This is a genomic window from Colwellia maritima, assembly GCF_022669015.1.
Lineage (GTDB): Bacteria > Pseudomonadota > Gammaproteobacteria > Enterobacterales > Alteromonadaceae > Colwellia > Colwellia maritima.
Genome location: NZ_JAKKSL010000004.1, coordinates 214,961 through 240,416, shown reverse-complemented (window position 1 = coordinate 240,416; position 25,456 = coordinate 214,961). Strand labels below are relative to the sequence as shown.

General features: G+C 37.5%; 20 protein-coding genes and 6 pseudogenes. 9 read left to right on the top strand and 17 right to left on the bottom strand.

What is annotated here, in order from left to right; genetic code table 11:
- Positions 1-138 precede the first annotated feature (138 nt).
- Positions 139-761: pseudogene (gene eda, locus L3081_RS19740) on the bottom strand (bifunctional 4-hydroxy-2-oxoglutarate aldolase/2-dehydro-3-deoxy-phosphogluconate aldolase).
- Positions 762-1,153: 392 nt separating this feature from the next.
- On the opposite strand from eda, the gene L3081_RS19735 reads away from it, so the two are divergent.
- On the top strand, positions 1,154-1,888 hold the full coding sequence (locus tag L3081_RS19735; protein WP_242287948.1) for a FadR/GntR family transcriptional regulator: 735 nt from the start codon (positions 1,154-1,156) through the stop codon (positions 1,886-1,888).
- 152 nt (positions 1,889-2,040) lie between these two features.
- Here the strand turns inward: L3081_RS19735 and L3081_RS27365 are convergent, their stop codons facing one another.
- The 4 genes and pseudogenes from L3081_RS27365 to L3081_RS19715 all read right to left on the bottom strand — a co-directional run bounded on the left by L3081_RS27365 (position 2,041) and on the right by L3081_RS19715 (position 6,938).
- Positions 2,041-2,160, bottom strand: a complete 120-nt coding sequence (locus L3081_RS27365) for an SDR family oxidoreductase (RefSeq protein WP_274620666.1) — start codon at positions 2,158-2,160, stop codon at positions 2,041-2,043.
- Entirely contained in the window at positions 2,157-2,786 is a 630-nt protein-coding gene (locus L3081_RS19730) for an SDR family NAD(P)-dependent oxidoreductase (protein ID WP_274620665.1), read from the bottom strand. The genes L3081_RS27365 and L3081_RS19730 overlap by 4 nt, the downstream gene beginning before the upstream one ends.
- A 123-nt stretch (positions 2,787-2,909) precedes the next feature.
- Positions 2,910-5,742, bottom strand: a pseudogene (locus L3081_RS19725) (TonB-dependent receptor).
- 431 nt (positions 5,743-6,173) lie between these two features.
- A complete protein-coding gene (locus L3081_RS19715) occupies positions 6,174-6,938 on the bottom strand; it encodes a Crp/Fnr family transcriptional regulator (protein ID WP_242287943.1) in 765 nt (254 codons plus the stop codon).
- A 303-nt stretch (positions 6,939-7,241) separates the two neighbouring features.
- Between L3081_RS19715 and dnaK the strand changes: the two genes are divergently transcribed.
- Positions 7,242-9,140, top strand: coding sequence for a molecular chaperone DnaK (gene dnaK, locus L3081_RS19710; protein WP_242287941.1), 1,899 nt, complete (start codon positions 7,242-7,244; stop codon positions 9,138-9,140).
- A gap of 176 nt (positions 9,141-9,316) precedes the next feature.
- Positions 9,317-9,697 (top strand): VOC family protein, encoded by a 381-nt coding sequence (locus L3081_RS19705; RefSeq protein ID WP_242287939.1) that lies wholly within the window; start codon positions 9,317-9,319, stop codon positions 9,695-9,697.
- Between the two features lie 106 nt (positions 9,698-9,803).
- Here L3081_RS19705 and L3081_RS19700 read toward each other — a convergent pair whose 3' ends face one another.
- On the bottom strand, positions 9,804-11,018 hold the full coding sequence (locus L3081_RS19700; RefSeq protein ID WP_242287937.1) for a uracil-xanthine permease family protein: 1,215 nt from the start codon (positions 11,016-11,018) through the stop codon (positions 9,804-9,806).
- Between the two features lie 3 nt (positions 11,019-11,021).
- The gene (upp, locus tag L3081_RS19695) at positions 11,022-11,651 is read right to left on the bottom strand and encodes a uracil phosphoribosyltransferase (protein WP_242287935.1); all 630 of its coding nucleotides are present in this window, start codon (positions 11,649-11,651) and stop codon (positions 11,022-11,024) included.
- 362 nt (positions 11,652-12,013) lie between these two features.
- Between upp and L3081_RS29230 the strand changes: the two genes are divergently transcribed.
- The 6 genes and pseudogenes from L3081_RS29230 to L3081_RS19670 all read left to right on the top strand — a co-directional run bounded on the left by L3081_RS29230 (position 12,014) and on the right by L3081_RS19670 (position 17,031).
- Entirely contained in the window at positions 12,014-12,457 is a 444-nt protein-coding gene (locus tag L3081_RS29230) for a bifunctional ornithine acetyltransferase/N-acetylglutamate synthase (RefSeq protein ID WP_274620664.1), read from the top strand.
- Positions 12,433-13,275, top strand: coding sequence for a bifunctional glutamate N-acetyltransferase/amino-acid acetyltransferase ArgJ (argJ, locus tag L3081_RS19690; RefSeq protein WP_274620689.1), 843 nt, complete (start codon positions 12,433-12,435; stop codon positions 13,273-13,275). The genes L3081_RS29230 and argJ overlap by 25 nt, the downstream gene beginning before the upstream one ends.
- Before the next feature lie 165 nt (positions 13,276-13,440).
- Positions 13,441-14,512: pseudogene (locus tag L3081_RS19685) on the top strand (endonuclease/exonuclease/phosphatase family protein).
- Between the two features lie 443 nt (positions 14,513-14,955).
- A pseudogene (gene hisF, locus L3081_RS19680) lies at positions 14,956-15,734 on the top strand (imidazole glycerol phosphate synthase subunit HisF).
- Positions 15,728-16,348 carry a bifunctional phosphoribosyl-AMP cyclohydrolase/phosphoribosyl-ATP diphosphatase HisIE gene (hisIE, locus tag L3081_RS19675; protein WP_242287934.1) on the top strand — a complete coding sequence of 207 codons (621 nt, stop codon included), beginning with the start codon at positions 15,728-15,730 and terminating at the stop codon, positions 16,346-16,348. The pseudogene hisF and the gene hisIE overlap by 7 nt, the downstream one beginning before the upstream one ends.
- Positions 16,349-16,494: 146 nt before the next feature.
- Entirely contained in the window at positions 16,495-17,031 is a 537-nt protein-coding gene (locus tag L3081_RS19670) for a GNAT family N-acetyltransferase (RefSeq protein ID WP_242287932.1), read from the top strand.
- Between the two features lie 37 nt (positions 17,032-17,068).
- Here L3081_RS19670 and L3081_RS27355 read toward each other — a convergent pair whose 3' ends face one another.
- The 10 genes and pseudogenes from L3081_RS27355 to L3081_RS19625 all read right to left on the bottom strand — a co-directional run bounded on the left by L3081_RS27355 (position 17,069) and on the right by L3081_RS19625 (position 25,428).
- The gene (locus tag L3081_RS27355; RefSeq protein WP_338027422.1) at positions 17,069-17,224 is read right to left on the bottom strand and encodes an MAPEG family protein; all 156 of its coding nucleotides are present in this window, start codon (positions 17,222-17,224) and stop codon (positions 17,069-17,071) included.
- A complete protein-coding gene (locus L3081_RS19665; RefSeq protein WP_274620662.1) occupies positions 17,179-17,463 on the bottom strand; it encodes an MAPEG family protein in 285 nt (94 codons plus the stop codon). The genes L3081_RS27355 and L3081_RS19665 overlap by 46 nt, the downstream gene beginning before the upstream one ends.
- 277 nt (positions 17,464-17,740) lie before the next feature.
- Positions 17,741-18,385 carry an adenylate kinase gene (gene adk, locus L3081_RS19660; protein ID WP_242287930.1) on the bottom strand — a complete coding sequence of 215 codons (645 nt, stop codon included), beginning with the start codon at positions 18,383-18,385 and terminating at the stop codon, positions 17,741-17,743.
- Positions 18,386-18,641: 256 nt separating this feature from the next.
- Positions 18,642-20,601 (bottom strand): annotated as a pseudogene (gene htpG / locus L3081_RS19655) (molecular chaperone HtpG).
- 759 nt (positions 20,602-21,360) lie between these two features.
- Positions 21,361-21,549 carry a hypothetical protein gene (locus L3081_RS19650; protein WP_242287928.1) on the bottom strand — a complete coding sequence of 63 codons (189 nt, stop codon included), beginning with the start codon at positions 21,547-21,549 and terminating at the stop codon, positions 21,361-21,363.
- Positions 21,550-21,593: 44 nt separating this feature from the next.
- On the bottom strand, positions 21,594-21,944 hold the full coding sequence (locus L3081_RS19645) for a hypothetical protein (RefSeq protein WP_242287927.1): 351 nt from the start codon (positions 21,942-21,944) through the stop codon (positions 21,594-21,596).
- Positions 21,941-22,867, bottom strand: coding sequence for a hypothetical protein (locus L3081_RS19640; RefSeq protein WP_242287925.1), 927 nt, complete (start codon positions 22,865-22,867; stop codon positions 21,941-21,943). The genes L3081_RS19645 and L3081_RS19640 overlap by 4 nt, the downstream gene beginning before the upstream one ends.
- A gap of 199 nt (positions 22,868-23,066) precedes the next feature.
- A pseudogene (recR, locus tag L3081_RS19635) lies at positions 23,067-23,670 on the bottom strand (recombination mediator RecR).
- Positions 23,671-23,713: 43 nt separating this feature from the next.
- A complete protein-coding gene (locus L3081_RS19630) occupies positions 23,714-24,889 on the bottom strand; it encodes an ATP-NAD kinase family protein (protein WP_242287923.1) in 1,176 nt (391 codons plus the stop codon).
- A complete protein-coding gene (locus L3081_RS19625) occupies positions 24,877-25,428 on the bottom strand; it encodes an elongation factor P hydroxylase (protein ID WP_274620661.1) in 552 nt (183 codons plus the stop codon). Before L3081_RS19625 ends, L3081_RS19630 begins: the two co-directional genes overlap by 13 nt.
- Positions 25,429-25,456: the final 28 nt, after the last annotated feature.

The following is a 25,456-nucleotide window of genomic DNA, read 5'->3' as shown; positions in this document are numbered from 1 at the left end:
ACAAACTTGTTAAATAACAAGCTGTTTTTGATATTAAAGGTAAACAGCTAGGTTAAACAACAAGTAAAAACATCATATAACGTATTTTAACTTGTTGTCTAACCTAGCAAATATAAACTGAGGTAAAAAATAACAAGGTTAACTATTTTTTTGTGCTGCTTCACAGGCTTGTGTTATTTTAGTCCACTCTTTATTCTCAACCCAAGATGGGTTAGCGATCCAAGTACCGCCGACAGCAAACACATTATTTAATGAAAGAAAGTCTTGCTGATTATTTTCATTAATACCACCTGTTGGGCAAAAAATAATATCCTTAAATACAGCCCCCATCGCTTTTAAAAATGGCGCACCTCCAGATAATGAAGGCGAAACAATTTAACCTCTTTGTAGCCAAATTCTTTTGCTAACAAAATATCAGATGCATTTGACACACCGGGAAGAACGGGTACTGTGCAATGAGATAAATGCGTTAACAATGCGGTTGATATAGTTGGGGTAATAATAAAATCACTTCCTGCATCTAATGCCTGCTTTAATATATCAGCATCCGTTACCGTACCTGCACCTACTTTTATCGTAGGTAACTCACGCTTAATCGCAGTGACAATATCAAGTGAGGCGTTAGTTCTTAACACCACTTCAACCAAATTTATACCCGCTGCCGACATAGCTTTCGCTATTTCAACACCATCGGTGACTGTGTTTGCTTGGATAATAGGTAGCAAAGTTTGCGTTCCCATTAAGTTAGAAAATAAATTCATTAAGATACCTTTAAATTAAGAGCGTGTTTGACGTTAAGAAAATAAAATATCGTTATTCTATTTTCTTTTGCTAGGTTGCAATGAGGCTTTTATCGATACACAAAACACTTTTAGCGCTCTTCGGACTCTATAAAAATCACCACACAATTGCATTTAACCAATTACCACAAGCATTGTCAACCAACAACCATTACCAATAAAGCATAGCACCAACTAAATTGGTAACAGAGAGCAGTAATAAAGCGACCTTAAGCAGCTCCTCACGCCTAGACCAAAATATAAAAAAAACAACGAAAGTTCACTTAATAATTTTGCTATAAGCATAAGAAAACGCTATGATGGTGACTAATAAACACCGTAGATAATTAAAAGATATTCGTTAAGGAAGTAATATGAGCAGCAACCGTAGGTTGTTTTGGGGCATCGTAGATAAAATAGAAGCCTTAATTGATTCTAGTATGTACTCACCCGGAAGCCGATTACCGCCCGAGAGAGAACTGGCTGAAACATTTAATGTCAGTAGACCCACTATACGTGAAGCAATCATTGCATTAGAAGTTAGGGGTAAGGTTGAAGTAAAAACAGGCTCAGGTGTTTACGTTCTAAAACCAGTTAATCAGTTAGACTTGCAAGAAAAGGTAAATGCCTTTGAAGTAACGCAAGCACGCGCATTAATTGAAGGTGAAGTTGCCGCTATTGCAGCTACAACGATTACTGAGGATGAATTAGCTCGCTTACATCAAACCCTGGTTGATATGGAAAATAGTAATTTTATTGCTGCTGCTGACAAAGAATTTCACCAAATCATTGCCAATGCAACACGCAACAATGCCATGATATTATCAGTAACAAACCTTTGGAATCTTCGTTCTTCAACGCCTGAAATAATCAAAGATTATGACAGTGTTTGTAGTAAGGATAATTCTAAAACACTCAGCGAACACAAAGCAATTTATCAAGCATTAAAATCTGGTGATGCTTCCCAGGCAAGAAGTGCTATGCACAGCCATTTCAATCGACTAATCAATGTCTTATTTGACGCTGTAGAGTCACGTGCTTTAGAAGAAATAACACGAAAAAACAATGAAAAACGTGGATTATACTCTATTCCTAACATTGCCAGTTAGCTTGATCTTTTTGATTTAACTATCACAGTTCAATTGCTATGCAACATGCAACACTTCAGTATTCTCGGTAGTTTATAACTAAGGTTTATGACTAAAAAGTAATTTAACTATAGAGAATACAAAGTACAGTGCCTACCTAGCAATAAAATCAGCTACGAAAAAAGTAAACCACCGTTAATATCAATGCAATTACCTGTCATGTATGATGAAGATGGACTTGCAAGAAAGGTAACAAGCTTAGCAACTTCTTCAGATTCACCTTCACGTTTCAATGCCGTTGCCCCGGAACAATTTCACGCACACTATCTTGTGTAAACGTATCATGAAAGCCTGTTGAAATCATACCTGGGCAAACACTATTCACTCGAATTTCTGGTCCTAATTCTTTTGCTAAACCACGCGTAAATGTCATTACTGCACCTTTAGATGCCGCATAAGCAACAGCACCTCCTCCTCCGCCATCACGCCCCGCTTGAGAAGCAAAAGTAATAATAGTACTACCTGTTTTCATATGCGGAATACAAGCGCGACACATCATAAAGAGTGACTTTAAATTAACGTCCATAACATTGTCCCAATGTTCATTAGTCATGTCAGCAATCTTCACTCGATTAATTAAGCCACCTGAAACATGCACAAGCGTATCAATTTGACCAAAAGCATCTACTGTCGTGTTAATAACGCTTTCCACACTTTCTGATTGGGTTAAATCTGCTTGTAAAGCTAAAGCTTTACAACCAAGCGCTTCAATCTCTTTAACCGCAGATATAGCTGTTTCACTACTTGCATGATACGTTAAAACAATGTTTGCCCCCTGTTTAGCTAAATCTATTGCACACGCTCTGCCTATATCTCTACCACCACCAAGAATAATTACCACTTTTCCATTCATAGTCATTATTTTCTCTCCTACGATAAGTTTCATCATTCAATAATAAATACCGAATGATGAAAAAAGTTTATTTAACCTGAACTCTATGTATAGACAAAAAAAAGAGCCTATAAATAGGCTCTTAATATTTTAGAACTTAGCGCGAACACCTATTGTGAATCTGCGATCTGCTTCGGTATACTGCCAAGCGCTACCTAACTCAGATTCAAATATAGACGCCTCACCAGTTAAGTTCGTTGCATTAGCAACAACCGTCATGTTTTCACTAACATCCCAACTTGCAGAGAAATCTAACTGTCCTCTATCTGCACGATAGTTGTCAGAAAAGTTTAAAACACGTTTTTCACTTTCTGTTGCTAAGAAACCATCGCGGTAGTTATATGCTAAACGAACCGCGTAATCTTCATACTCCCAAAAACCCTGTAAGTTATACGTGTTTTTAGAAATTTCTAACAATGGGTTACCGTTAGGTTGTTCACTATCAGCATACGTATAGTTTGCACTGATACCTAAACCAGAAAATGCACCCGGTAAGAAATCAAAATGTTGTTGATAGCCAATTTCAAAACCTTGAACTTTACCGTTTTCACCATTGGTATCTTTTTGTGTATCAATACCTGTAAGGCCAAGATCTCTTAATGTTTCAAGATGAGCTTGTCCTTCTGCATCATTAAATTCTGAACTGTTGGAGAATACCATATCAGTGTTATCAACACCTGCAGTGTTAAGCTGACATACCGCATACCATTCTGTAACATTTTGCCCTGCAGTAGATGAATCAGCAACACAAGTATTTACAGAACTTAAGAATGATTCAACATCTTTATAGAAGATAGCAAACGAAACCATGTTACCTTCACCAAAATAATGCTCTACCGACAAGTCAAATTGTGTTGCACGGTAAGGTTCTAATCCAATAGCACCTTGTGTCGCTTTAGTTGTATCATTATTCACATCAAATGCAGGACTTAATTCACCAAAATCTGCACGACGCATTACTTTAGCAGCAGCAAAACGAACAAGGGTCTCATCATTTAAAGTATAAGTTACGTTAACGCTAGGTAAAAAGTCACTGTAATCGTTTTTACCCGTTACTTTGGCATCATTAAGATATACAGCTGATTCAAGATCCGTTGTCACATAACGACCACCAACAATAGCGGTAATATCATCAAAGTCTAAGTAAGCTGAAAGATATATTGCTGCGGTATCTTCTGTTATTTCACGGAAAGCACCATTTTGAAATTCATAATTATCCGCTAAAGTACCTGTTGATGCTAAGCTAGTGCCGGCAAGTAATTGCTGAAGTTGGCTATACGTATTTGCAGGGTTTGATAAACCGTTATAAATCACAGATGTTAATAGATCATTTTGACCTGACAAGCCTATTTGATCAAAAGAGTTATCATATCTATTCGCGGCAAAACTACCAGGGAATGCTTCATTGTAGTCATCAATCCATAAAGTCGCTAAAGAACCATCTTCATTTTTTGCATTTTTGTAAATATCTTTTACTTCTACTTTATATTGCTCATAACCATATTCACGTTTGGTTGCACGAACACCCGCTTTTACTTGAGTAAGCCATTCTACGCCAAGCGGTTCATCCATCACAATATCAAAACGTGCTGCAGTTTCATCATTGGTAGTCTCTTTTAATTCGCTTTTAAAAGTACGTAATGCTAAGTTTTCAGCACTGGTAAATGCGCCAGGATCTGAATGAATAATACTTGGCAGTTTATCGCCTGACTGAGAGAATGTACCGTTATATAAATGAGTGCTTACACCATCTGATTGTTCAATAGGTCGTAAAGTAAATTCAGAATCAGGTCGAGTACTTTCTGAAGAGGCAACGGCAATTTCACCTGAAACTCTTACTGTATCAGAAAGTTCCCATTCAGCACCAAGTGCGTGAGAATAAGAGTCAGTGTCACGGAAATCACTATAAGTTTTAGGAATTGCGTATTCGCCTTCTAAACTATAATTATTAATTTGACCACCGCTGTCTTGTGTCGTGTTAGCGTCAGTTACTAACACACCACCAACACCAATAATTGAAGTACCCGCTTGTTTACCGCTACGCTGTGTACCATTTAAGTCAAGGTATACCATGCCACGACCAGACTCAGGAGCCCATTGAAGTGATAAGTTAACCGCTGTACGCTCACGATTTTCTACATATTGTTCAATTGTGTGCTGATCTCTAACAACAAAATCACCGTTCGGCGCATTACCTGTTAAACCTTCAATATCAATATCATTAAGCAAAGTTCGTTCTATATATTGATCTTGGCGAATTTCACGGTCTTGGTATGAAAGCATCGCAATAGCACCAAAAGTACCTGCATCACCTAAATCCCAGTTATTACCAATTGAGCCACTAAAGATAGGTGCCCAATTTTCAGTTTTATCAGCATACTCGGCGTCTATAGACATAGCACCAGTTAATTCATCTAACTCTAATGGTCTAACTGTTTTCATACTAACGGTACCACCTAAGGCACCTTCAATCATATCGGCTGTAGGAGATTTAACAACTTCAACTGTTTTTAAGAAGCTTGAGGGGAAATCTTGAAGACTGATACCATCACGAGAATCACCGATAGTAGATCGACCATTTAACTCCACACGGTTTTGGGGTAAACCACGGATAGAAACACTATCACCAATACCAAAATCGCTGTTGATTGATACGCCCGTAATACGTTGTAGAGCTTCAGCGATGTTGTTGTCTGGTAATTTACCAATATCTTCAGCAACAATGGCATCAACAATACGTCCATCAGTACGTTTCACTAGTGCTGCTGCTTTCATACTACCCGATACCTGTTACTTGAATCACTTCAATCTCTTGCTCTTTAGCTGTAGTCGCTTGCTCATCGGCAGCCAAAGCAGCAAAAGGTAGAGCTAAACCTAAACAGGCAACTGATAAATTATTACGAATACCTTTTGCCGTAAACATTTGCTGAACAGTAGTTGCCAGTCTTGTTTTCTTAGTAGTAATTGTTGTTTTCATATTCCCCACCATTAGTATGTAGTTTTTAAGTTTTAATAGTTATGTAACGTTTTTGATATGTGTTTTGTACATGAATCAATGACACCATAAGCTAACCAATGGAAAGCAACTTGTCAACAACATATTATTACCAATACCATTAACAAACCTTTACAGGAGCAATATAATTGGTAATAACACAGGGTAAAACAAATAAATATCATTAGCTTAACTATCAGTATTTTTTATATTTATTATCAAAATAAATTGTAAGCTAGTGATGAACATTGCACTAAGTGCAATGTTTAATGGTAGGATTGCTCGAAAGGTCTTAGTTTAGAAGGACCTATGGAATAAAAGTGATATTTGCATTAACGTGAACAAAACAAGTATGTAATTTAGGACTTTGCCAAAGGTTCATTGGGTAGGGCTTGCGTGAATTTGGCTTCTTTTTCTAACGCTTCTAGATCTTTAATGATCAATTGATTGCGCTTTTTATCAAGGGTGTCTTCTTTTTTCCAAAGCTGCAATTGCTTATTGATCACTTGTCTCACTGACCCCGCCATGCGCGCTAATACTTCATCATTTAATCCATTAACCAAATGATAGTGATGCTCTGCTTCCTTCGCTCCGCTATAAAACTTAATTTTATTAATATGATCTAAAATAATACGACTTAACCGTGTCGGTACATCATGTAGAATAAGGCTACTTGCTTGTTGCTCTTTTTCGCGCATCTTTTTTGCTAAATAAGGCATGAATTGTTGGTTGAATTCAGGGTACGTCCATAACCAATGACGCATGGTAGACAATTTAACCGAAAGTAACTTAACTGTTGTTAAGGGTGAAATAATAACGTCATGGGGTTGATCATCAAATAACACCATTAAATCAAAACAATCACCGGCATAGAGCATGTCTAAAGTAGCCTCTCGGCCCGTTTCAGGGTTACTTTGTTTAATTTCTAGTTGGCCATCAATTACCACAAAAAAACGCTTGGTTAGCACATCTGAATTTATATAATCTCCCTTGTGCCACTCATTAAGCTGAAACTCTTGTTGGAAATCTTCAATGAGCTTTGTCGGTAAATCAGCAAATAAGTTCGCTTGCTTTACTAACACAGGGTTTGCTTTTTGAGGTAAATTTACTGACTTTTGCGGCATAAATATCAAGTTAATGGGTCGTATCTACGAGTAGTTTTATTTTACCTAGTTGTTTGTATATAGCAAAACTAATACAACGAATACTGTTACAACTAATGTAAATAATATGAATAAAACTAAATTGCTAGAACTGTCATATTTATGACAGAGCGCTTATCTATTCTCCCTTATCATAGCTCCACTAACAAACAGCCTAGGTTGTTTATCTGGTCAAACTACTTCATTGGTAATAACCATAAAGCAGCAGGCCTTTTTATTAAATGCTTTTTAGTAAGCAATTTATTCAAGTAACAGGTGATTATTATGACTAAGATTATTGGTATTGATTTAGGAACAACAAATTCATGTGTAGCAGTTATGGAAGGTGGTAAAGCCAAAATAATCGACAATGCCGAAGGCAGTCGAACTACCCCCTCTGTTGTTGCTTACGCTAACAACGAAACATTAGCCGGTCAACCGGCCAAAAGACAAGCGGTGACAAACTCTGAAAATACACTTTTTGCAATTAAACGGTTAATTGGCCGTAAATTCGACGATAAAGAAGTGCAAAAAGATATTAAATTGGCGCCTTATAAAATTGTTAAAGCAAAAAATGGTGATGCGTGGGTTGAGGTTAATGGCAAAGCCATGTCACCACAAGAAGTATCGGCTCAAGTATTACGTAAATTGAAAAAAGATGCTGAAGCTTATTTAGGCGAAGCAGTAACAGAGGCCGTTATTACTGTGCCAAGATACTTTAATGACTCTCAACGACAAGCAACAAAAGACGCAGGAAAAATTGCAGGTCTTGATGTTAAACGTATTATTAACGAACCTACTGCAGCAGCATTAGCATATGGTGTTGATAAGAATAGTAAGTCTGACCAAAAAGTTGTGGTGTACGATTTAGGCGGCGGAACCTTTGATATTTCTATTATTGAAATATCCAATGTTGATGGTGAAAAACAATTTGAAGTATTAGCAACCAACGGTGATACATTTTTAGGTGGTGAAGATTTTGATTTACGCTTAATTAATTACCTTGCTGACGAATTCAAGAAAGACAGTGGTATTGACATTCATAACGACCCTTTAGCTTTACAACGTATTAAAGAGTCAGCTGAAAAAGCGAAAATTGAGTTATCATCTGCACTGCAAACTGATGTTAATTTACCGTATATTACTGCTGACGCCAATGGACCTAAACATTTAAATGTGCAAGTTACTCGAGCCAAACTGGAGTCATTGGTAGAAGATTTAGTTAAAAGTACTATCGCTCCGTGTAAACTCGCATTAAAAGATCTTGGTTTGAGTAAAGCAGATATTGACGAGGTTATTTTAGTGGGTGGTCAAACACGCATGCCAAAAGTACAAGAAGCAGTAAAAACCTTCTTTGGTAAAGAACCACGTAAAGATGTTAATCCAGATGAAGCTGTTGCCATGGGTGCAGCAATTCAATCAGGTGTGCTATCGGGAACAGTGAATGACGTTTTATTACTTGATGTAACACCATTGTCACTGGGTATTGAAACCTTAGGGGGTATTATGACTAAATTGATAGATAAAAATACCTCTATACCAACACGGGCTTCAGAATCGTTTTCAACCGCTGAAGATAATCAAGCGGCAGTGACTATACATGTATTGCAAGGACAGCGAGAAATGGCAACAGACAATAAATCGTTAGGGCAATTTAACTTAACGGATATTAACCCTGGTCCACGCGGTTCAGTACAAGTTGAGGTTACGTTTGATATAGATGCTAATGGTATTTTAAATGTGTCGGCAAAAGATAAAGCGACGGGCAAGGAGCAAAGCATTAAAATTACCGCATCAAGTGGTTTAACGGAAGATGAAATTAATAGCATGGTGCAAGATGCTGAAAAACACGCAAATGAAGATAAACAAAAGCGTGAGTTAGTTGAGCAGCGTAACCAAGCAGACCAATTAATTCATACCGTACAAACCTCAATGACGAGTATGGCACAAGAACAACAAGAAGCGCTTAAAACATTAATTGAGCAACTAAAAATGGCAGTTAATGGCAATGATAAAGCGGCGATTGAAATGCGACAAAAAGCATTGCAGGATGCTTATAGTCAACTAATGCAAGCTCAACAATCACCAAATCAAGGTAATACAGAGGATGTTCAAGCAGCAAACGATGCCAACAGTGATGATGACATTATTGATGCTGATTTTGAAGAAGTGAGTAACGGTTAACCCGTTCTGATTGATTAACGATAAAGCGTTAAATGCTAAAACCCCCTACATTTTGTGTTGGGGGTTTTCCTTTTTTTAACCAAAATTTAGGTTAAATTACTGCTTGTGACCCACCAGTATGCATCATATGATAAGCAGGAATTTACACCTACCCATAAATAATAAAGGAAAGATAAATGTTTAGTCATATCATGATCGGGGCCAACGATGTTAATGCATCTAAAGTTTTTTACGATGCTATTTTAGGTGAATTAGGCCATAAACCAGGTATTATGGACGATAAAGGCCGCTGCTTTTACTTTACTGACACAGGTATTTTTGCCCTCACACCACCGATCAATGGTGAACCTGCAAGCCATGGTAACGGTATAACAATAGGCTTTTCTGCTATTTCTGGCGAACAGGCTGATGCATGGCATGCCGCCGGCATTGCCAATGGTGGTATAAGTTGTGAAGATGCTCCGGGTGTACGTGAATCGGGAGGAAGACAACTTTATCTTGCCTACTTACGTGATCCATCGGGTAATAAAATTTGTGCACTGCATCGTAAGAATTAGGTTCATAACGCAGTAACGTAATTGAAATAGATTCCTCCCCAGATAAAAAACAAACCGCTTTTATGGGGAGTTAAATGATAAATAATATCAATTATTTATTGTGAAATCAGTGTTTCTCGTTTGGTAACAGCATGTTAAGTAAAATAGCTGATATAGCGGCCAAAGCAATTCCTTTTAACTGAAAACTACCAAAGCTAAAGTGCATTCCCCCCAAACCAAACACTAACACCACAGCAACAATAGCCAGATTTTTACTTTTTGATAAGTCAACCTGAGCTGTTACCAATGTTCTCAAACCAATCACCGCAATGGTACCAAACAATAGCACCATGATACCGCCCATTACAGGTACAGGTATGGTTGATAACACAGCACCGGTTTTTCCCATAAAAGACAAGGCAATAGCAAAAAAAGCGGCCCAAGTCATGATAACGGGATTAAAAGACTTGGTTAGCGCAACAGCGCCGGTCACTTCTGAATAGGTAGTATTGGGTGGGCCGCCAAGCATGGCAGCAGCTGATGTTGCTATACCATCACCTAATAAAGTTCTCTTTAAGCCAGGTTTTGATAAAAAATCTTTTCCCGTGATATGTGAAATAGCCGTTATATCACCAATGTGCTCAACGAGTGGCGCAATGGCGATAGGTAAAATAAATAACACGGCTTCCCAATGAAATACAGGTGTAACAAAATGGGGAATAGCAAACCAAGGGCTTTGGTCTACAATCGAAAAATCGACAATACCAAAAGCTAACGCTAACCCATAACCCACCACTAACCCTGCTAATATAGGTATTAACTTAAAAATGCCTTTCCCCAATAAAGACACTAAAATGGTTGTTGTTAAAGCAGCCATCGAAATAATTAAAGCAATTGTCGGGTCAACAAGTTGCAAAGCTCCGTCACCTGACTTTCCTAAAGCCATATTAACGCCAACGGGTGCTAAATTTAACCCAATAACCATAATAACTGGTGCGACTACAACAGGTGGCAGTAACCTATTAATAACACCGTCACCACGCCATGCAACAACAAAACTTAATAATACATAAAACAAACCCGCAGCAACCAAGCCTGACATGGTAGCAGCTATTCCCCAACTTGCTACACCATATGAAATAGGCGCAATAAAGGCAAAAGATGAAGCAAGAAATATAGGCACTTGTCGTTTTGTAACGAGTTGAAATAAAAGTGTACCTATGCCTGCGGTAAACAACGCTACGTTTGGATCTAGTCCAGTTAAAATAGGTACTAAAACTAACGCCCCAAAAGCAACAAATAGCATTTGAGCACCGAGCAAAGGTGTTTTTAAATCTATCATCTTCTATTTGGTTCCAAAGATTTTATCACCCGCATCACCTAAACCAGGCACGATATAGCCATTCTCATTAAGGTGATCATCAATGGATGCTACAAATATATCAACGTCATCATGCGCTGCTTGCAGTTTTTCTATTCCCTCTGGTGAAGCGACCAAAAACAAACCCATAATATCCTTACATCCCTTTGATTTTAGTAAGTCAATCGTTGCAATCAAGGTTCCGCCTGTTGCCAACATAGGATCAACAATTAATGCGGTTCTTTGCTCAATATCACTGACGACTTTATCAAAATAAGGAACAGCTTCTAGCGTTTCTTCATCACGATATAACCCAACCACACTAATTTTTGCACTAGGAATCAAAGGGATTACTCCATCTAACATACCTAACCCTGCACGTAAAATAGGCACAATAGTAATTTTTTTACCTTTGATGTTTTCAACTTCTATTTGATTACCTTCCCAACCTTCAATCGTAATTTGTTCAGTAGCTAGGTTTCGGGTAGCTTCATAGGTAAGTAATGCGCCAACTTCACCGCAAAGCTCCCTAAAATTTTTGGTACTAATACCATTAGCACGCATTAATCCAAGTTTGTGTTGAACTAAAGGGTGTTTTATTTCATGAACTTTCATAAAGACTCTCATTTATTTGATTTAATACAACTTATAATTGCTGATAATAATAGCATTGAACGTTAAAAATAATAATGCCTGCAACTATATAAAAACAAAAAATCTTGGTTAAATTATCAAGCGTCAATCTTATTTGATCGTTATCAAATAAGGGTATTATAAAAATAAAATCCATACTCTAGTTCAGTAAATAAACCCATCACTAAAACAAAAGGTTTTTTCAATTTGTCATCCACCTAAACCCTCTCGTTTGTTTTCTGTAACTAATGGTACTAAATCATACTACTCCCTCAATATTGCTTTGCATAAAAAACCATAAAAGCGTAATATTTACCTACTCTTATATATCCTAATTTACTTATATGCCTGTTAATTTACCTGAACTAATTCCTGCGTCTCTTTCACCAATTCAAGGCATTCGCCTAGGTTGGGCAGAATCAAATATTAAAAAAACAAACCGGAAAGATTTACTTATTATTGAAATTGCTGATGGCAGTGCTGTGTCAGGTGTATTTACTCAAAACCGTTTTTGCGCTGCCCCTGTTACTTTGTGTAAACAGCACTTAGATGCCGTAAAAAACAACGGTGTAAATGGTATAAAAGCATTAGTAATCAATACGGGTAACGCCAATGCAGGTACTGGCGAGCAAGGCATGTTAGATGCACTAACCACCTGTGAACACTTAGCTGAAATTATGACCATCCCTGTAGAGTCTATATTACCCTTTTCAACGGGGGTCATTTTAGAACACTTACCAATGAGTAAAATTTTAGGTTTGGACTGCCAAATGCCGTTGCTAACTTAGCTAGCGATAACTGGGCTGACGCAGCTACAACGATTATGACGACAGACATAGTGCCTAAAGCTTACGCCACTCAAGTAAATGTAGGCCAAGAAAACATCAATATCACAGGTATATCAAAAGGTTCAGGCATGATACATCCTAACATGGCGACCATGTTAGGATATGTGGCAACCGATGCCGCTATATCGCAACCATTATTAGACAGCATCACCAAAGAAATTGCGGACCTCTCGTTTAACTGTATTTCAGTTGATGGTGACACCTCAACGAATGACTCGTTTATTGTCATAGCCACAGGCAAAAGTAATGCGCCTGCGATCACAAGCCGTGATGATGAAGGCTATGAAGCCATATTTAATGCGCTACTTGAAACGTCACAATACTTAGCTAAAGCAATCGTACGTGATGGCGAAGGGGCAACCAAGTTTATCACCATTACAGTTGAGGGCGCGCTCACAAATCATGAAGCTAAAACCGTTGGTTATTCTATCGCGAAAAGCCCTCTCGTTAAAACAGCCATGTTTGCTTCTGACCCTAATTTAGGTCGAGTACTTGCTGCTATTGGCTATGCTTCTAGAGAATGTCACTCGTTAAATGATTTAGACACAACACAATTATCACTTTATTTTGGTAATTTATTGGTTGCTGAAAAAGGCGGACTTGCGGTAAGTTATATTGAAAAAGAAGCTCAAGCGATCATGAACGAAGCTGAAATAGACATCACAGTGCAATTGAACAGAGGTAATGAAAAAGCAACCATTTGGACCTGTGATTTTAGTTATGATTACGTCAAAATTAATGCTGAATATAGAACGTAAATTTAAATACTAGTAATATAAAATCTAAAATACAAGGTTAAATATACGTTACTTAAAAACAGCACATCTAAAGAATAAAGTTTAAGGTATAATAATGCTTCCACTTATTATAGAGTTAGCATTATTATCCAAGCAAACAGTAAAACAAACGAAAATAGTCACGATATAAATCAGAATCCCCCTTATGCTGCGGAACTAAATACGCAGCTTAAAGTAGCAACGTTCAATTTATTCAACTACCTTGAACCACCGAATGCTTTTTACGAATTTGAGCGTATTTATAGTGCACAGCAATGGCAAAAAAAGCAAACATGGATTACTGAATATTTACGCGAGCACCCGACCTGACATTATTGGGTTTCAAGAAGTTTTTAGTATCGAGTCTTTGCAAGCATTAGTGAATAGCCAAGGTTATGCTTTTTTTGCCGTTGTCGACCAACCCCAGATCATAGATGATTTTATTTACAAACGGCCCGTTGTCGCTATTGCTTCTCGTTACCCTATTATTAATGTTGCCGCAGTAGAATCCAACTCAGAGCTTGCTCAAACATTAGGTTTAACTGGTAATTTTTCATTTAGCCGTAAAATAATAAGAGCGACAATTAACGCCCCCCATATAGGCAATTGTGATTGCTATGTGGTGCACTTTAAATCGAAACGATCAATGATTGAATTGGACGAACAAAGTAAACACCAACCGGTAGAAAAAACGATTATTGAAACACTAAAAGCCCAAGTGGGCGGTTCATGGGGATCAACCGTACAACGAGGTAGCGAAGCAACGTTACTTATGATTGATATGATACAACGTCGAGAAAACACGGGGAATCCTATGATCTTAATGGGTGATTTTAATAACACCCTAACTGATGGTGTGCTAAATCACTTATTAACAAATACCCTGAGATTTATATCGGTTACTGACCGCGATACCTATCTAGCCAAATATTGCTTAACAGATGCTTGGGATTTATTTCAAGAAGTACAAAAAAATGAGCTAAATAAAGCAGATAAAACCGCAGAGCCCCGCCCCCCTACACACTATTTTGGCGCAAATAGTTCAGTGCTCGATTACATATTATTATCCTGTGAATTTAACGCCGCCTATCACGACAGTCTTTATGAAGTTAGCGATTATCACACGTACAACCGACATCTAATCAACCCGCTGTTTGAGCGTGATGGCGAAAGCACAGATCACGGTATAGCCTTAGTCACATTAACCCTGAGATCATAAACACAAGAGACTTTTTAACACTGCTGAAAAACAGTTTGTTGCATCGTATTTTTAGCTGTGAACTCAATCTTAACGTTTGTTTGTAGTGGCATAGTTAATTTGGCGCAACGTGGGCGATTTAAATTGGTTAAATACAATTTTTTCTCACCCAATTAAACAAATCCACCCCACATTACTGAATAAATAAATAAAGTATCAATAGAATTCTACTTAATCAGCTAATAATCTAATACTGAGATTAACAACGCTTTAAAATTAATGTATATTTACACCCAAGAATTAAGTGCATAACAATGCATTAGTATTCACTCATTAAAGAACTATTCTTTTATTAGAACAACAATATACCAAGTGTATCTTATGCGTCTCCTACGAAATACAAAACACAAAGAAAATGAAATTTTAAATATTGAAAATCAAACAATTAACCCGATGGTGGCACCATGTTAGCAAAACGCATAATTCCTTGTTTAGATGTACGTGATGGTAAAGTTGTCAAAGGTGTACAATTTAGAAATCATGAAATTATTGGTGATATTGTTCCGTTAGCTCAAAAATATGCTGAAGCCGGCGCAGACGAACTGGTTTTTTATGATATTACTGCCGGCTCTGATGGTCGTGTTGTTGATAAAAGTCCGGGTTAGCCGTATTGCGCAAGTAATTGATATTCCTTTTTGTGTCGGGTGGCATAAAAAGCGAAGCTGACGCCAAAGAAATACTCATGATGGGGGCAGACAAAATTAGTATTAACTCCCCTGCTCTACGTGATCCCACACTTATTTCTCGTCTTGCTGATCATTTTGGACAACAATGTGTCGTGGTTGGTATTGATAGTTTTTATGACAAAGAATCACAACAATATCAAGTATATCAATTTACAGGCGATGAAAACCGTACTCAAAAAACAAACTGGACCACATTCGAATGGATAAAAAAAGTGGTTAGTTTAGGTCTTTACGGTGAAATAGTGCTTAATTGCATGAACCAAGATGGCGTTAGACAAGGCTATGATATTGCTCAATTACAAGCAGCAAGAGCCGCATGTACTGTACCATTAATTGCTTCAGGTGGTGCAGGCACGATTGAACATTTTGCCGAAGTTTACCAACAAGCCGATGTTGATGGCGCACTTGCAGCTTCGGTATTTCATAAAGGCATCATTCCAATAGACGAACTAAAAACCTATTTAAGATCACAAAACATAGAGGTAAGACCATGTTAGTAAACAAAGATAATATCAATGAATTAGCATGGGAAAAAATGGATAACCTTATTCCTGCTATTATTCAACATGCCGCTACGGGCGCAGTTTTAATGCAAGGTTTTATGGATCAAGCTTCATTAAAAGCAACGTTAGTCTCTGGCAAAGCAACTTTCTTTAGTCGTTCCAAACAAGCATTATGGGTAAAAGGCGAAACTTCAGGTAATTTTTTACATGTTAAACAGGTGCTTACAGATTGCGATAAAGACAGCTTACTAATTGCTTGTACGCCAATAGGACCAACGTGCCATTTAGGCACTGAGTCTTGTTTTCCTGAACAAAAGCTAACCACTCAAAACTTTTTAAGCCAACTGGAGCAAGTCATTGCTAGTAGAAAAGGAGATGATCCTAAAGAAAGCTACACAGCTCATTTATTTTCGCGTGGCACAACTAAAATGGCACAAAAAGTAGGAGAAGAAGGTGTTGAAGTAGCCTTGGCTGCCGTTGCAGAAACGAAAGAAGACTTGTTAGGTGAGTGTGCAGATTTGTTCTATCACACCCTTGTTTTACTTGCAGATCAAAAAATTGACTTAAGTGAAGTCATGACAGTTTTACAAGATCGCCATAATAAATAACAAAGGCTCGACGTAATAATATCTCTACCCTCGCTAATATTTCGTCAAACTTTTGATAATAAAATGCATCCTTGTTATCACTAACATCGATGCATTTTTATCATTAATGCTTATATAAAACTAACGCTTACTCTTGAACTAGATAAATGAACTTACATGACTTAAATAACCTAGATAACCTAGATAACCTAGATAATTTAGAAAACATAAAAACAACTTGGCAAGTTAAACACTTTGATGAGTTATCACTTGATCAATTGTATGATTTATTAAAATTACGTATTGATGTGTTTGTTGTTGAACAAACGTGCTATTACCCTGATTTAGATAGTGAACCAAATCAATTAGACAGACACAAAGAAACACGACACCTTTTGGGTTATCAAAATAATAAGCTTGTCGCTTATTTACGTATTTTAGCACAAGGTCAAAGCTACGAAGACTATATAAGTATCGGTCGTGTAGCGATTGTAGAACAGGCAAGAGGGTCTGGATTAGGTCACGAATTAATGAATGAAGCATTGAAGTTATGTCAGCAATATTTTCCTAAAAAAAATATAAAAATATCAGCCCAACAACATTTAACAGCCTATTATCAGCAACATGCTTTTGAACAAGTTTCTGACATGTATCTTGAAGATGATATCCCCCATGTTGCTATGGTTAAAAACGCGACTATTTAAGGTGCATTTTCTTTAGGAGGATTGATCGAAAAACACCTTACCAGATAAAAGTATAAATATTGGCAATGGCTAGCACAAGTAAAACAATAAACATACTTAGGATACCAAAAACTCTTGGTTTGGAAGTGCCTACAGACTGAGTTAAACCTATAGCATGTAAAACTCTACCAATAAACAAAACACTACCAAACACATGTACCCAAGCGCTATTTCCTCCGCTAAGTTCAAACCCACTAACAAAATTAATGCTAATGGCATGTATTCAGAAAAATTGCCATGTATTCTAATTGCCTTGGTTAACTGCTCTTGACCTCCATCACCCACGCCGACTTTAAGTTTAAATCGTAACCGGATTACATTGAAAGATAAGCCAATATAAAGCAGCGTAAGTAAACTTGCATAAAATGCCGTTATTGTAATGTTAATAGCCATAATTCTCCTTTAATTCTGGAATGTAATACCAGTTTCATTAAGTTTGTGATCTTGTTGTGTGTAGGAAAAATAAATCAGGGCAAGACGCTTGATTGAGCAATAGCAGGCTATTGGGATTGAGAGCAACGCCGCCATGGATTATTTTAACCAGTACAAGTGGGCAATAATTTAGTGAAATTGGTTTAAAACCAAATCCATTAAATTAATTTTGTTATATAACAAAAAACTCGCCGCAGCGAGTTTTATTCATTATTTATTTTTAAAATCAAAAACTAAGTTAAGCCAATTGTTCATTTAGTAAAGCATTAACAGCTTCAACCGCTTGTGTGCCGTCTACCGTTAAATACTGACAATTACCTGCTTTAGCTTCCGCTTGATAGAAATCAACAAGTGGTTTTGTTTGTTCATGATAAATAGCTAAACGTTTGCGAACCGTTGACTCTTCATCATCAGGACGTATAGATAAATCATCACCTGTAACATCGTCTTTGCCTTCTACTTTAGGCGGATTATACACTAAATGATAAACACGGCCTGAACCAGAATGTACACGACGACCGGCCATACGCTCAACAATAACTTCATCAGGCACATCAAATTCAAGCACATGATCAACGCTAATACCATTTTCTTTCATCGCATCCGCTTGTGGAATAGTGCGAGGAAAACCATCAAGTAAAAAACCGACTTTACAATCATCTTGGGTAATACGCTCTTTTACTAAACCAATAATAAGTTCATCAGAGACTAATTGACCTGCATCCATCACGGCTTTAGCTTGTTTACCTAGCTCACTGCCCGCTGAAATGGCAGCACGAAGCATGTCACCAGTAGAGATTTGAGGAATACCAAATTTAGCCATTAAAAACTGTGCTTGTGTGCCTTTGCCCGCACCAGGAGCACCAAGAAGTACAATACGCATATAAACTAACCCTTAAATGATAATGTTTAAATAAAAAATAATTACATTAATACAATAGCACTCAGCACTGCAGCCTTATCAATATAAGGCAACTTGATCACACTAATGTAATAATTCTTAGCTATTCTATTTGTTGGGGCAAACACTATACAAGTTAGCCCAGAATCAAACAAGCATAGCATACAAAAAAGGAGCATTCATTTACAGTGAATTGCTCCTTTTTCAGACTAAAGTATACTGTTTTATCAGTACAAACTTACTTAGTTAAACTTAACATCAATTTATTTAAACGAGATACAAAGCTCGCCGGGTCTTTTAAACTACCACGTTCTGCTAACATAGCTTGTTCAAATAATACTTCAACCCATTGGTTAAACTTATCATCATCTTGTTCATCAGCTACATGCTTAACTAACTCATGCTCACCGTTTATTTCGAATATAGGCAGTGTTTCTGGCACTTCTTGACCAACAGAAGCCATCAGTTTAGCCATTTGACTACTCATATCATTCTCATCGGCTACAATACATGCAGGTGAATCAGTAAGACGTTGAGATAATTTAACCTCTTTCACTTTACCTTTTAACGCTTCTTTAATACGACTAACCACACCATCAAACTCTTTCTCAAGTTTTTCTTGTGCTTCTTTCGTTTCAGCATCATCCATATCACCTAGATCTAAACCACCACGCGTTACTGACTGTAGTTGTTTACCATCAAATTCATTCAGGTGGCTGACTAACCATTCATCAATACGGTCAGACATCAATAATACTTCAATACCTTTTTTACGGAAAACTTCTAAATGCGGGCTATTTTTAGCAGCAGCAAAACTGTCAGCAACCACATAATAAATTTTATCTTGACCTTCTTTCATGCGCTCAACATACGAAGCTAACGACACGTTTTGCACAGCACTGTCTTCATTGGTTGAAGCAAAACGTAATAACCCTGCAATTTGCTCTTTATTAGAGATATCTTCAGCCGGGCCTTCTTTTAATACTTGTCCAAACTCATCCCAAAAACCTTGATATTTTTCAGCATCATTTTTGCCTAATTTTTCAAGCATTTTCAATACACGTTTAGTACAACCTTTTCGAATGGCTTGGGTAACTTTGTTATCCTGTAAAATTTCACGCGAAACGTTTAACGGTAGATCATTTGAATCAAGCAAACCTTTTACAAAACGTAAATACGTCGGCATAAATTGTTCAGCGTCATCCATAATAAATACGCGTTGAACATAGAGTTTTAAACCATGCTGTTTTTCACGGTTGTACATGTCAAATGGTGCTTTTGCCGGCACATAAAGCAACGAAGTATATTCAGTTTTACCTTCTACTTTATTGTGTTCCCATAATAATGGGTCGCCAAAGTCATGGGATACATGTTTGTAAAATTCATTGTATTCTTCATCAGAAATATCTGCTTTTTCACGAGTCCATAATGCAGTTGCTTTGTTAATAGCTTCCCATTTGGTCGATTGCATCTCGTGCCTCTACTGCAGGCGTAGTCACGTTGCCTTCATCATCTTTCTCTTCAGCAACGGCTTCAACAGCAGGAACTTCAGGCGTTAACATTTCCACAGAAACAGAAATGTGATCAGAGTATTTAGTCACAATTGACTTTAATCGCCATTCATCAGCAAATTCACTTTCTTCTTCTTTTAGATGAAGAATAATATCAGTACCACGGTTGGTTTTATTGATTTTAGCAGTAGTGAATTCACCTTCACCTGCACTCACCCATTCAACACCTTCAGAGGCATCATCACCTGCACGACGCGTACGAACAGTCACTTTATCCGCAACGATAAACGCAGAGTAAAATCCAACACCAAATTGGCCAATTAATTGTGAATCAGACGCTTGGTCACCCGATAATTGTGAGAAAAATTCAGCCGTACCTGATTTTGCAATAGTACCTAAATGTTCAACAACTTCATCAAGGTTCATACCTATGCCGTTATCTGAAATAGTCACTGTGTTGTTTTCTTTATCACAACTAACACGAACTCTTAGCTCACCATCACCTTCAAACAAATCAGCATTAGATAAACCTTTAAAACGTAGTTTATCTGAAGCATCTGCTGCATTTGATACTAACTCACGTAAGAAAATTTCTTTATTAGAATAAAGACTGTGGATCATTAGTTGAAGTATCTTAGCGTTATCTGACGCAAACTTATGATTTACTGGTTCTTTTTCAATTGTCATGTGATAATTCCTACTTATTTTTACAATGTGATAACTAATTTGATAACTGTTCTCCTAGATTGACTTGAATCTAAGTGATTCAAACGAAGAACACTTGTTGCTACATATCTGAGGATGGTTTAACTTTTTTCAAGGGGAAGGATGAACTTTAGATAAAAAAACTCAAATAATCTCAGTTTTTTTATAATCAATAAATCATATATATTTAAACATTTCAATTAATCACTTAATACTTACTAACAACACAGGAAGGCGCATTAAAAGTAGTTTTTTTTGCCTGAAAATGCATTAAAAGGCGAAAAACCAAACTATTTCACAGCTTAGCTTAGTGCGCCTTGCGATCAAGCAATTGATCGTAACTCCTTCACCCTTATTTACTATATAAAGCAGACTCCGGACTTGTCCAACACCCGAATAGGTGTCACGATGGAATAAATAAGGTATACGCAGTTAGCCAACAGCTTAATAATCCAGGTATATCAGCATGATAACCGACAAATTTACTTACTCCATCTAATGCGTTAACTCACTTAATTGAGAAGTGAACAATATGGCTCTGATTTATTGAGCATAGATCAGTGCATTTAACTTGACGGGAGGCGTCATACCAACGCTTTAGTCGAAGAATTAACCTCATGTTTAAGCACGAGTTTAATTCTTCTATCATAATAATTTAAAGTCTTATTTAAAATGACATAAAACTAGCTCACACTCAAAGGAAGAACGAAAAATGAATGAAAGTTAGTTAATATTTATACTTTACAGCAAATCAAACCGCTCTTTATATTTAGCTAATAGTTCAGACTGTTTATTTCGAGCCTGTTCCACTGTGGTTTTCTGCCCTGATTGGTGCTGTGCTTCAAACCAGTCGAGTAAATCAATACGAACTTGATAGCCTTCTTTAATACAAAATTCACGCTTACTCACCATCACTTTCGCAGCCCCCATTGATGCACCTGAATACCAAGTGCATTGAGAATAGCCTTGTGATTCTAGCCACCCATCACTTGGGAATTATAAATGAGCCATACCAAAAGAAAGACAGGAAAACTGCCCCCAATGAAAACCAAGCCTTTTTTTTGCTTTTCAACGGTCATAGTTTGTTTCACTTGATGCACAATCCCCCACGCTAATACCAAAAATGCCGGAACCATACTTAATAAAGGAAACACAACATTGCGTACTTTCACTAACGCCACCCCCTCTTTAATATGTTCTAGCATGGCAAACTCATTCAAAGCCGTCATCACTAATGCAAACACACACCCTAATAATAACGTAATAAATACCCCTCCTTGCAAGGGGGATATAGGCTTAGAACAAACCTCTATTGCGTCTTTCATCGAAACTGAGTTCCAAAATACGGAATACCGAATAAACGATGTATAAAACCGATGGGATCGGCATCAAACATACGCTCTACCCGATTAATTTCATACTGTACGTTTAACAAGCCTTGTTTAAACTGTTGCTCAGCTTCACGTAAACTATCCGCAAGATTTTTAGACAATGCGTCCGAATCAACAAATGCGGTCGTGAGCATCATCAATGCAGCGCCCACTACAACTACCGCCAACATCGGCCCCACCGCAGCCATTGCCACAGTACCACCAATATAAGTGGCTACAGCCCCCCAAGCAATGCCTGAAGCTGCCGCGGCGATACCAACATCAACCGCCATACCACCAACAAAATCATGCCAAGTGGCTTGGTCGTTTAGCATTTGTTCAAAAGCATGAAAGGTCGCAGAAATAATCACTGTTACAACAAAACCGGTTTTAATGGATTTAGCAACACCAAGTTTACCTATTCCGAATGACACCACTTTTGGGTTACTTGCTAGGTATTTGGTACCAGTTAAATGTTTACGAAATCCTGAATAACCTTTAAACACCACATTAGGCTTACCATTATAAGTTTTAACGTAATATTTGGAGAAGGTGTTTCCGTCGCGTTTCATTTCTAACGCAATAGCGCCAAGTCCCACCACATCGACTCCCCATGGAATAAAGCCTGTACCTGTTTTAATGCTTGCTTTGTATTGTTCCCAGTTTTGTGGGTTCACACCTGCTTTTTGAAACGCATTCTCGAACCACTCGATGATTTGTTGTTGTACTTTACCTTGTAAGCGCAGTGTGTGAACCACATAATCGATAAATTCTTGGCTGTTCATTTGAACAAGGGTGTCTTGGTTATTTTTGATTGCCTTGTGGATCTGATGTTGACGCTGTTTTTCGGCAATGGTGGATCTTGCATATGTAGACATACTGATTTCCTTATCATATTGTTAGTATTATTACATTGGTTTTAAAATTACAAAAAGGCTCCTTCTTTTAATAACTTGAAAATTAAATTACCATTAATTCTACTCGCTAAGATATCACCTATATTAAAAAAAGAAAATAAAAGTTTACTCAGCGCGACTAAATTCGCCTACAATTCGTTCTTATGATTATAATCGCGGTCTAAAAATAATTTTTTCTGCCTGAAAATGCATGAGATAAAGTATTACCATCAACATATTCAAGTTCACCACCAACAGGAACACCATGAGCAATACGAGAAATAGTTACTTGATATTTTTGTGCCAGTTCAGCAATAAAATGTGCCGTGGCTTCACCTTCAACCGTCGGGTTAGTAGCTAAAATCACTTCTTCAAATTGCCCTGACGCAAATTGATTTTCTAAAATATCTAAACCTAAATCATCAGGTCCTATGCCATCAATGGGAGATAGATGCCCCATCAATACAAAATATTTCCCACCGAATTCCCCCGTTTGTTCTATAGCAATCACATCGCCAGGGCTTTCAACAACACATAACGTTGTGGCAATTTTTCGTTTAGGGCTTTGACATATTTCACATAAATCTTGTTCGGTAAAATTCCGACAGGATTGACAATGACCAATATCAGTCATTGCTACAGCTAAGGTTGCTGCAAGCTTACTACCACCACGACGATTTCGTTCTAACAACTGAAAGGCCATGCGCTCGGGCAGACTTAGCCCCAACACCAGGTAAACATTTCAAAGCATCAATAAGTTCTTGTACTAATGGGCTAAATTTCATAAAAGCAGTCTTTAAAATTCTTAATAACGGTTAACTAGCAAACTTATAAAGGGCTCGATACCGGGTAAAGTACCTGATCTTTATAACCTGTGGTAATTGGCATAAAGCCAGACAATAACTGATCTAGTTCATTATCACCAGTGTCACAGATTAGTGGTTTGTTATTCAACTGAGTTAACTTCGTTTTAGTGGCGATAATGATGACATTTTCTTTACCACACGGTTGATTAATAATATAGCGAATGATGCGCGGGCTTAATTGCTGATTACCGCGTCCAAAAATATGCCCTTGCCCACCAATTAACGTGATGACTAAATTAACATTCTTATTAGCGCCCTTCGCTATCATCAGTTGTTGCCACAGTATGCTTTCTGTCACATCATTAGCCATTAAACATTGGTTTTGTACTAAATCGACGCCAAGTAGCGTACTTTCCAAGCCAAGTTCATGCATTAAGAAATCCGTAGTTGAGCCAGAGCCAATAATAAACAAGTTATCTTCATTATCTACCATCTTAGCAATGACTTCTTCACTAATATCTTGAAGGACTAATTCATCAGACTCTTTACCACCAGATTTTACCGCTTGAACATAGCGTAGTTCACTCGGTATTTGCATTTCGCCAAAACGCTTTGCTTTAACAATACCTTGACGAAATAACGACTCGTCAATATCCATAACATCACCTTCAGTTAATGTAACTAATTGTTTAGTAAGCATTAACTCAACCACACGACCTGCGGCGGTAGGCGTGATAGCATAAACCCCCGAGTGAATTTTACAGCCTGCGGGTATTCCCAAAACAGGTACTTGGGGATATTCATTATTTTCAACATTTTTTGAAATGACACTAGCGATGTTACGGGCGGTGCCATCCCCGCCGGCAAATAAAATAATATCAACGTGTGCGGATAATAATGCCAAAAGTGCTTTTTCAGTATCTTCAGCTTGAGTAGTCTCGCTGTCAGTTTGATAAATCAACTTAACTTCAAAACCTAATGCTTTTGCTGCTTGCTCCCCCATTTGATTATTAGCAGTATAAATCTCAATGTCATTTTTATAAGGTAGCAAAACAGTTAACGCTGCTTGTGTTCGTGCATTAGCCTTTAGCTCTGCTCCTAAAGCTAAAGCTTGCTCTACCATATTATCGCTGCCTTTAAGTGCTACGCTACCACCAACCCCGCCGATAGGGTTAATGATTAAGCCTAATTTAAACATGCTTCGTCTTCTTTTCGGGTAAAGTGCTCAATAGTTAATGGTAAGGGTGTATTATAAAAATGAGCGAGTGTTTCTATAAACTGATTTGCTCGTTTAGGAAAGCCATACATTAAGAAATGTTGTACTTGTGCTAATACTTTTAGTTTAAAACCTTCCGTATCTGCTTGATAACCGTCTAAGTTATCAGAAGATACCTGAAATTCTTTTTGTGCCGCAACATTAAATGCCCACTCGATGGCTTGTGGAATAATCTCAACCTGTTCGAATTTCTTCTGCTGATCTTTATCTCTCCCATCGGGAATATACCAGTACCCAAAATCTTCCAACAAGCGTCTTGCTTCGCCCGCATGACACCAGTGGGCAATCTCATGAAAAGCACTAGCATAAAAACCATGAGCAAAAATAATTTGGTGATAAGGACACTGCTCACCCGCCGGCAAATATATAGGTTCGTCTCCACCTTTCACTAATCGAGTATTGTATTCATCGAAAAATGTATGATGAAAAAGCTGAATAAGATCTTGATACTGATGACGCATAGTCACTATTGATAAATATAATTTTCGC

Coding starts and splice junctions, on each gene's coding strand:
- L3081_RS19705 (WP_242287939.1), top strand. CDS start 9,317: ATGTTTAGTCATATCATGATCGGGGCCAACGATGTTAATGCATCTAAA.
- L3081_RS19650 (WP_242287928.1), bottom strand. CDS start 21,549: ATGGGGGCTGCGAAAGTGATGGTGAGTAAGCGTGAATTTTGTATTAAA.
- L3081_RS29230 (WP_274620664.1), top strand. CDS start 12,014: ATGCCTGTTAATTTACCTGAACTAATTCCTGCGTCTCTTTCACCAATT.
- L3081_RS19640 (WP_242287925.1), bottom strand. CDS start 22,867: ATGTCTACATATGCAAGATCCACCATTGCCGAAAAACAGCGTCAACAT.
- dnaK (WP_242287941.1), top strand. CDS start 7,242: ATGACTAAGATTATTGGTATTGATTTAGGAACAACAAATTCATGTGTA.
- L3081_RS19665 (WP_274620662.1), bottom strand. CDS start 17,463: ATGGCTATTAACATTACAATAACGGCATTTTATGCAAGTTTACTTACG.
- L3081_RS19630 (WP_242287923.1), bottom strand. CDS start 24,889: ATGTTTAAATTAGGCTTAATCATTAACCCTATCGGCGGGGTTGGTGGT.
- L3081_RS19700 (WP_242287937.1), bottom strand. CDS start 11,018: ATGATAGATTTAAAAACACCTTTGCTCGGTGCTCAAATGCTATTTGTT.
- hisIE (WP_242287934.1), top strand. CDS start 15,728: ATGTTAGTAAACAAAGATAATATCAATGAATTAGCATGGGAAAAAATG.
- L3081_RS19670 (WP_242287932.1), top strand. CDS start 16,495: ATGAACTTACATGACTTAAATAACCTAGATAACCTAGATAACCTAGAT.
- upp (WP_242287935.1), bottom strand. CDS start 11,651: ATGAAAGTTCATGAAATAAAACACCCTTTAGTTCAACACAAACTTGGA.
- adk (WP_242287930.1), bottom strand. CDS start 18,385: ATGCGTATTGTACTTCTTGGTGCTCCTGGTGCGGGCAAAGGCACACAA.
- L3081_RS19645 (WP_242287927.1), bottom strand. CDS start 21,944: ATGAAAGACGCAATAGAGGTTTGTTCTAAGCCTATATCCCCCTTGCAA.
- L3081_RS19625 (WP_274620661.1), bottom strand. CDS start 25,428: ATGCGTCATCAGTATCAAGATCTTATTCAGCTTTTTCATCATACATTT.
- L3081_RS19730 (WP_274620665.1), bottom strand. CDS start 2,786: ATGACTATGAATGGAAAAGTGGTAATTATTCTTGGTGGTGGTAGAGAT.
- L3081_RS19715 (WP_242287943.1), bottom strand. CDS start 6,938: ATGCCGCAAAAGTCAGTAAATTTACCTCAAAAAGCAAACCCTGTGTTA.
- L3081_RS19735 (WP_242287948.1), top strand. CDS start 1,154: ATGAGCAGCAACCGTAGGTTGTTTTGGGGCATCGTAGATAAAATAGAA.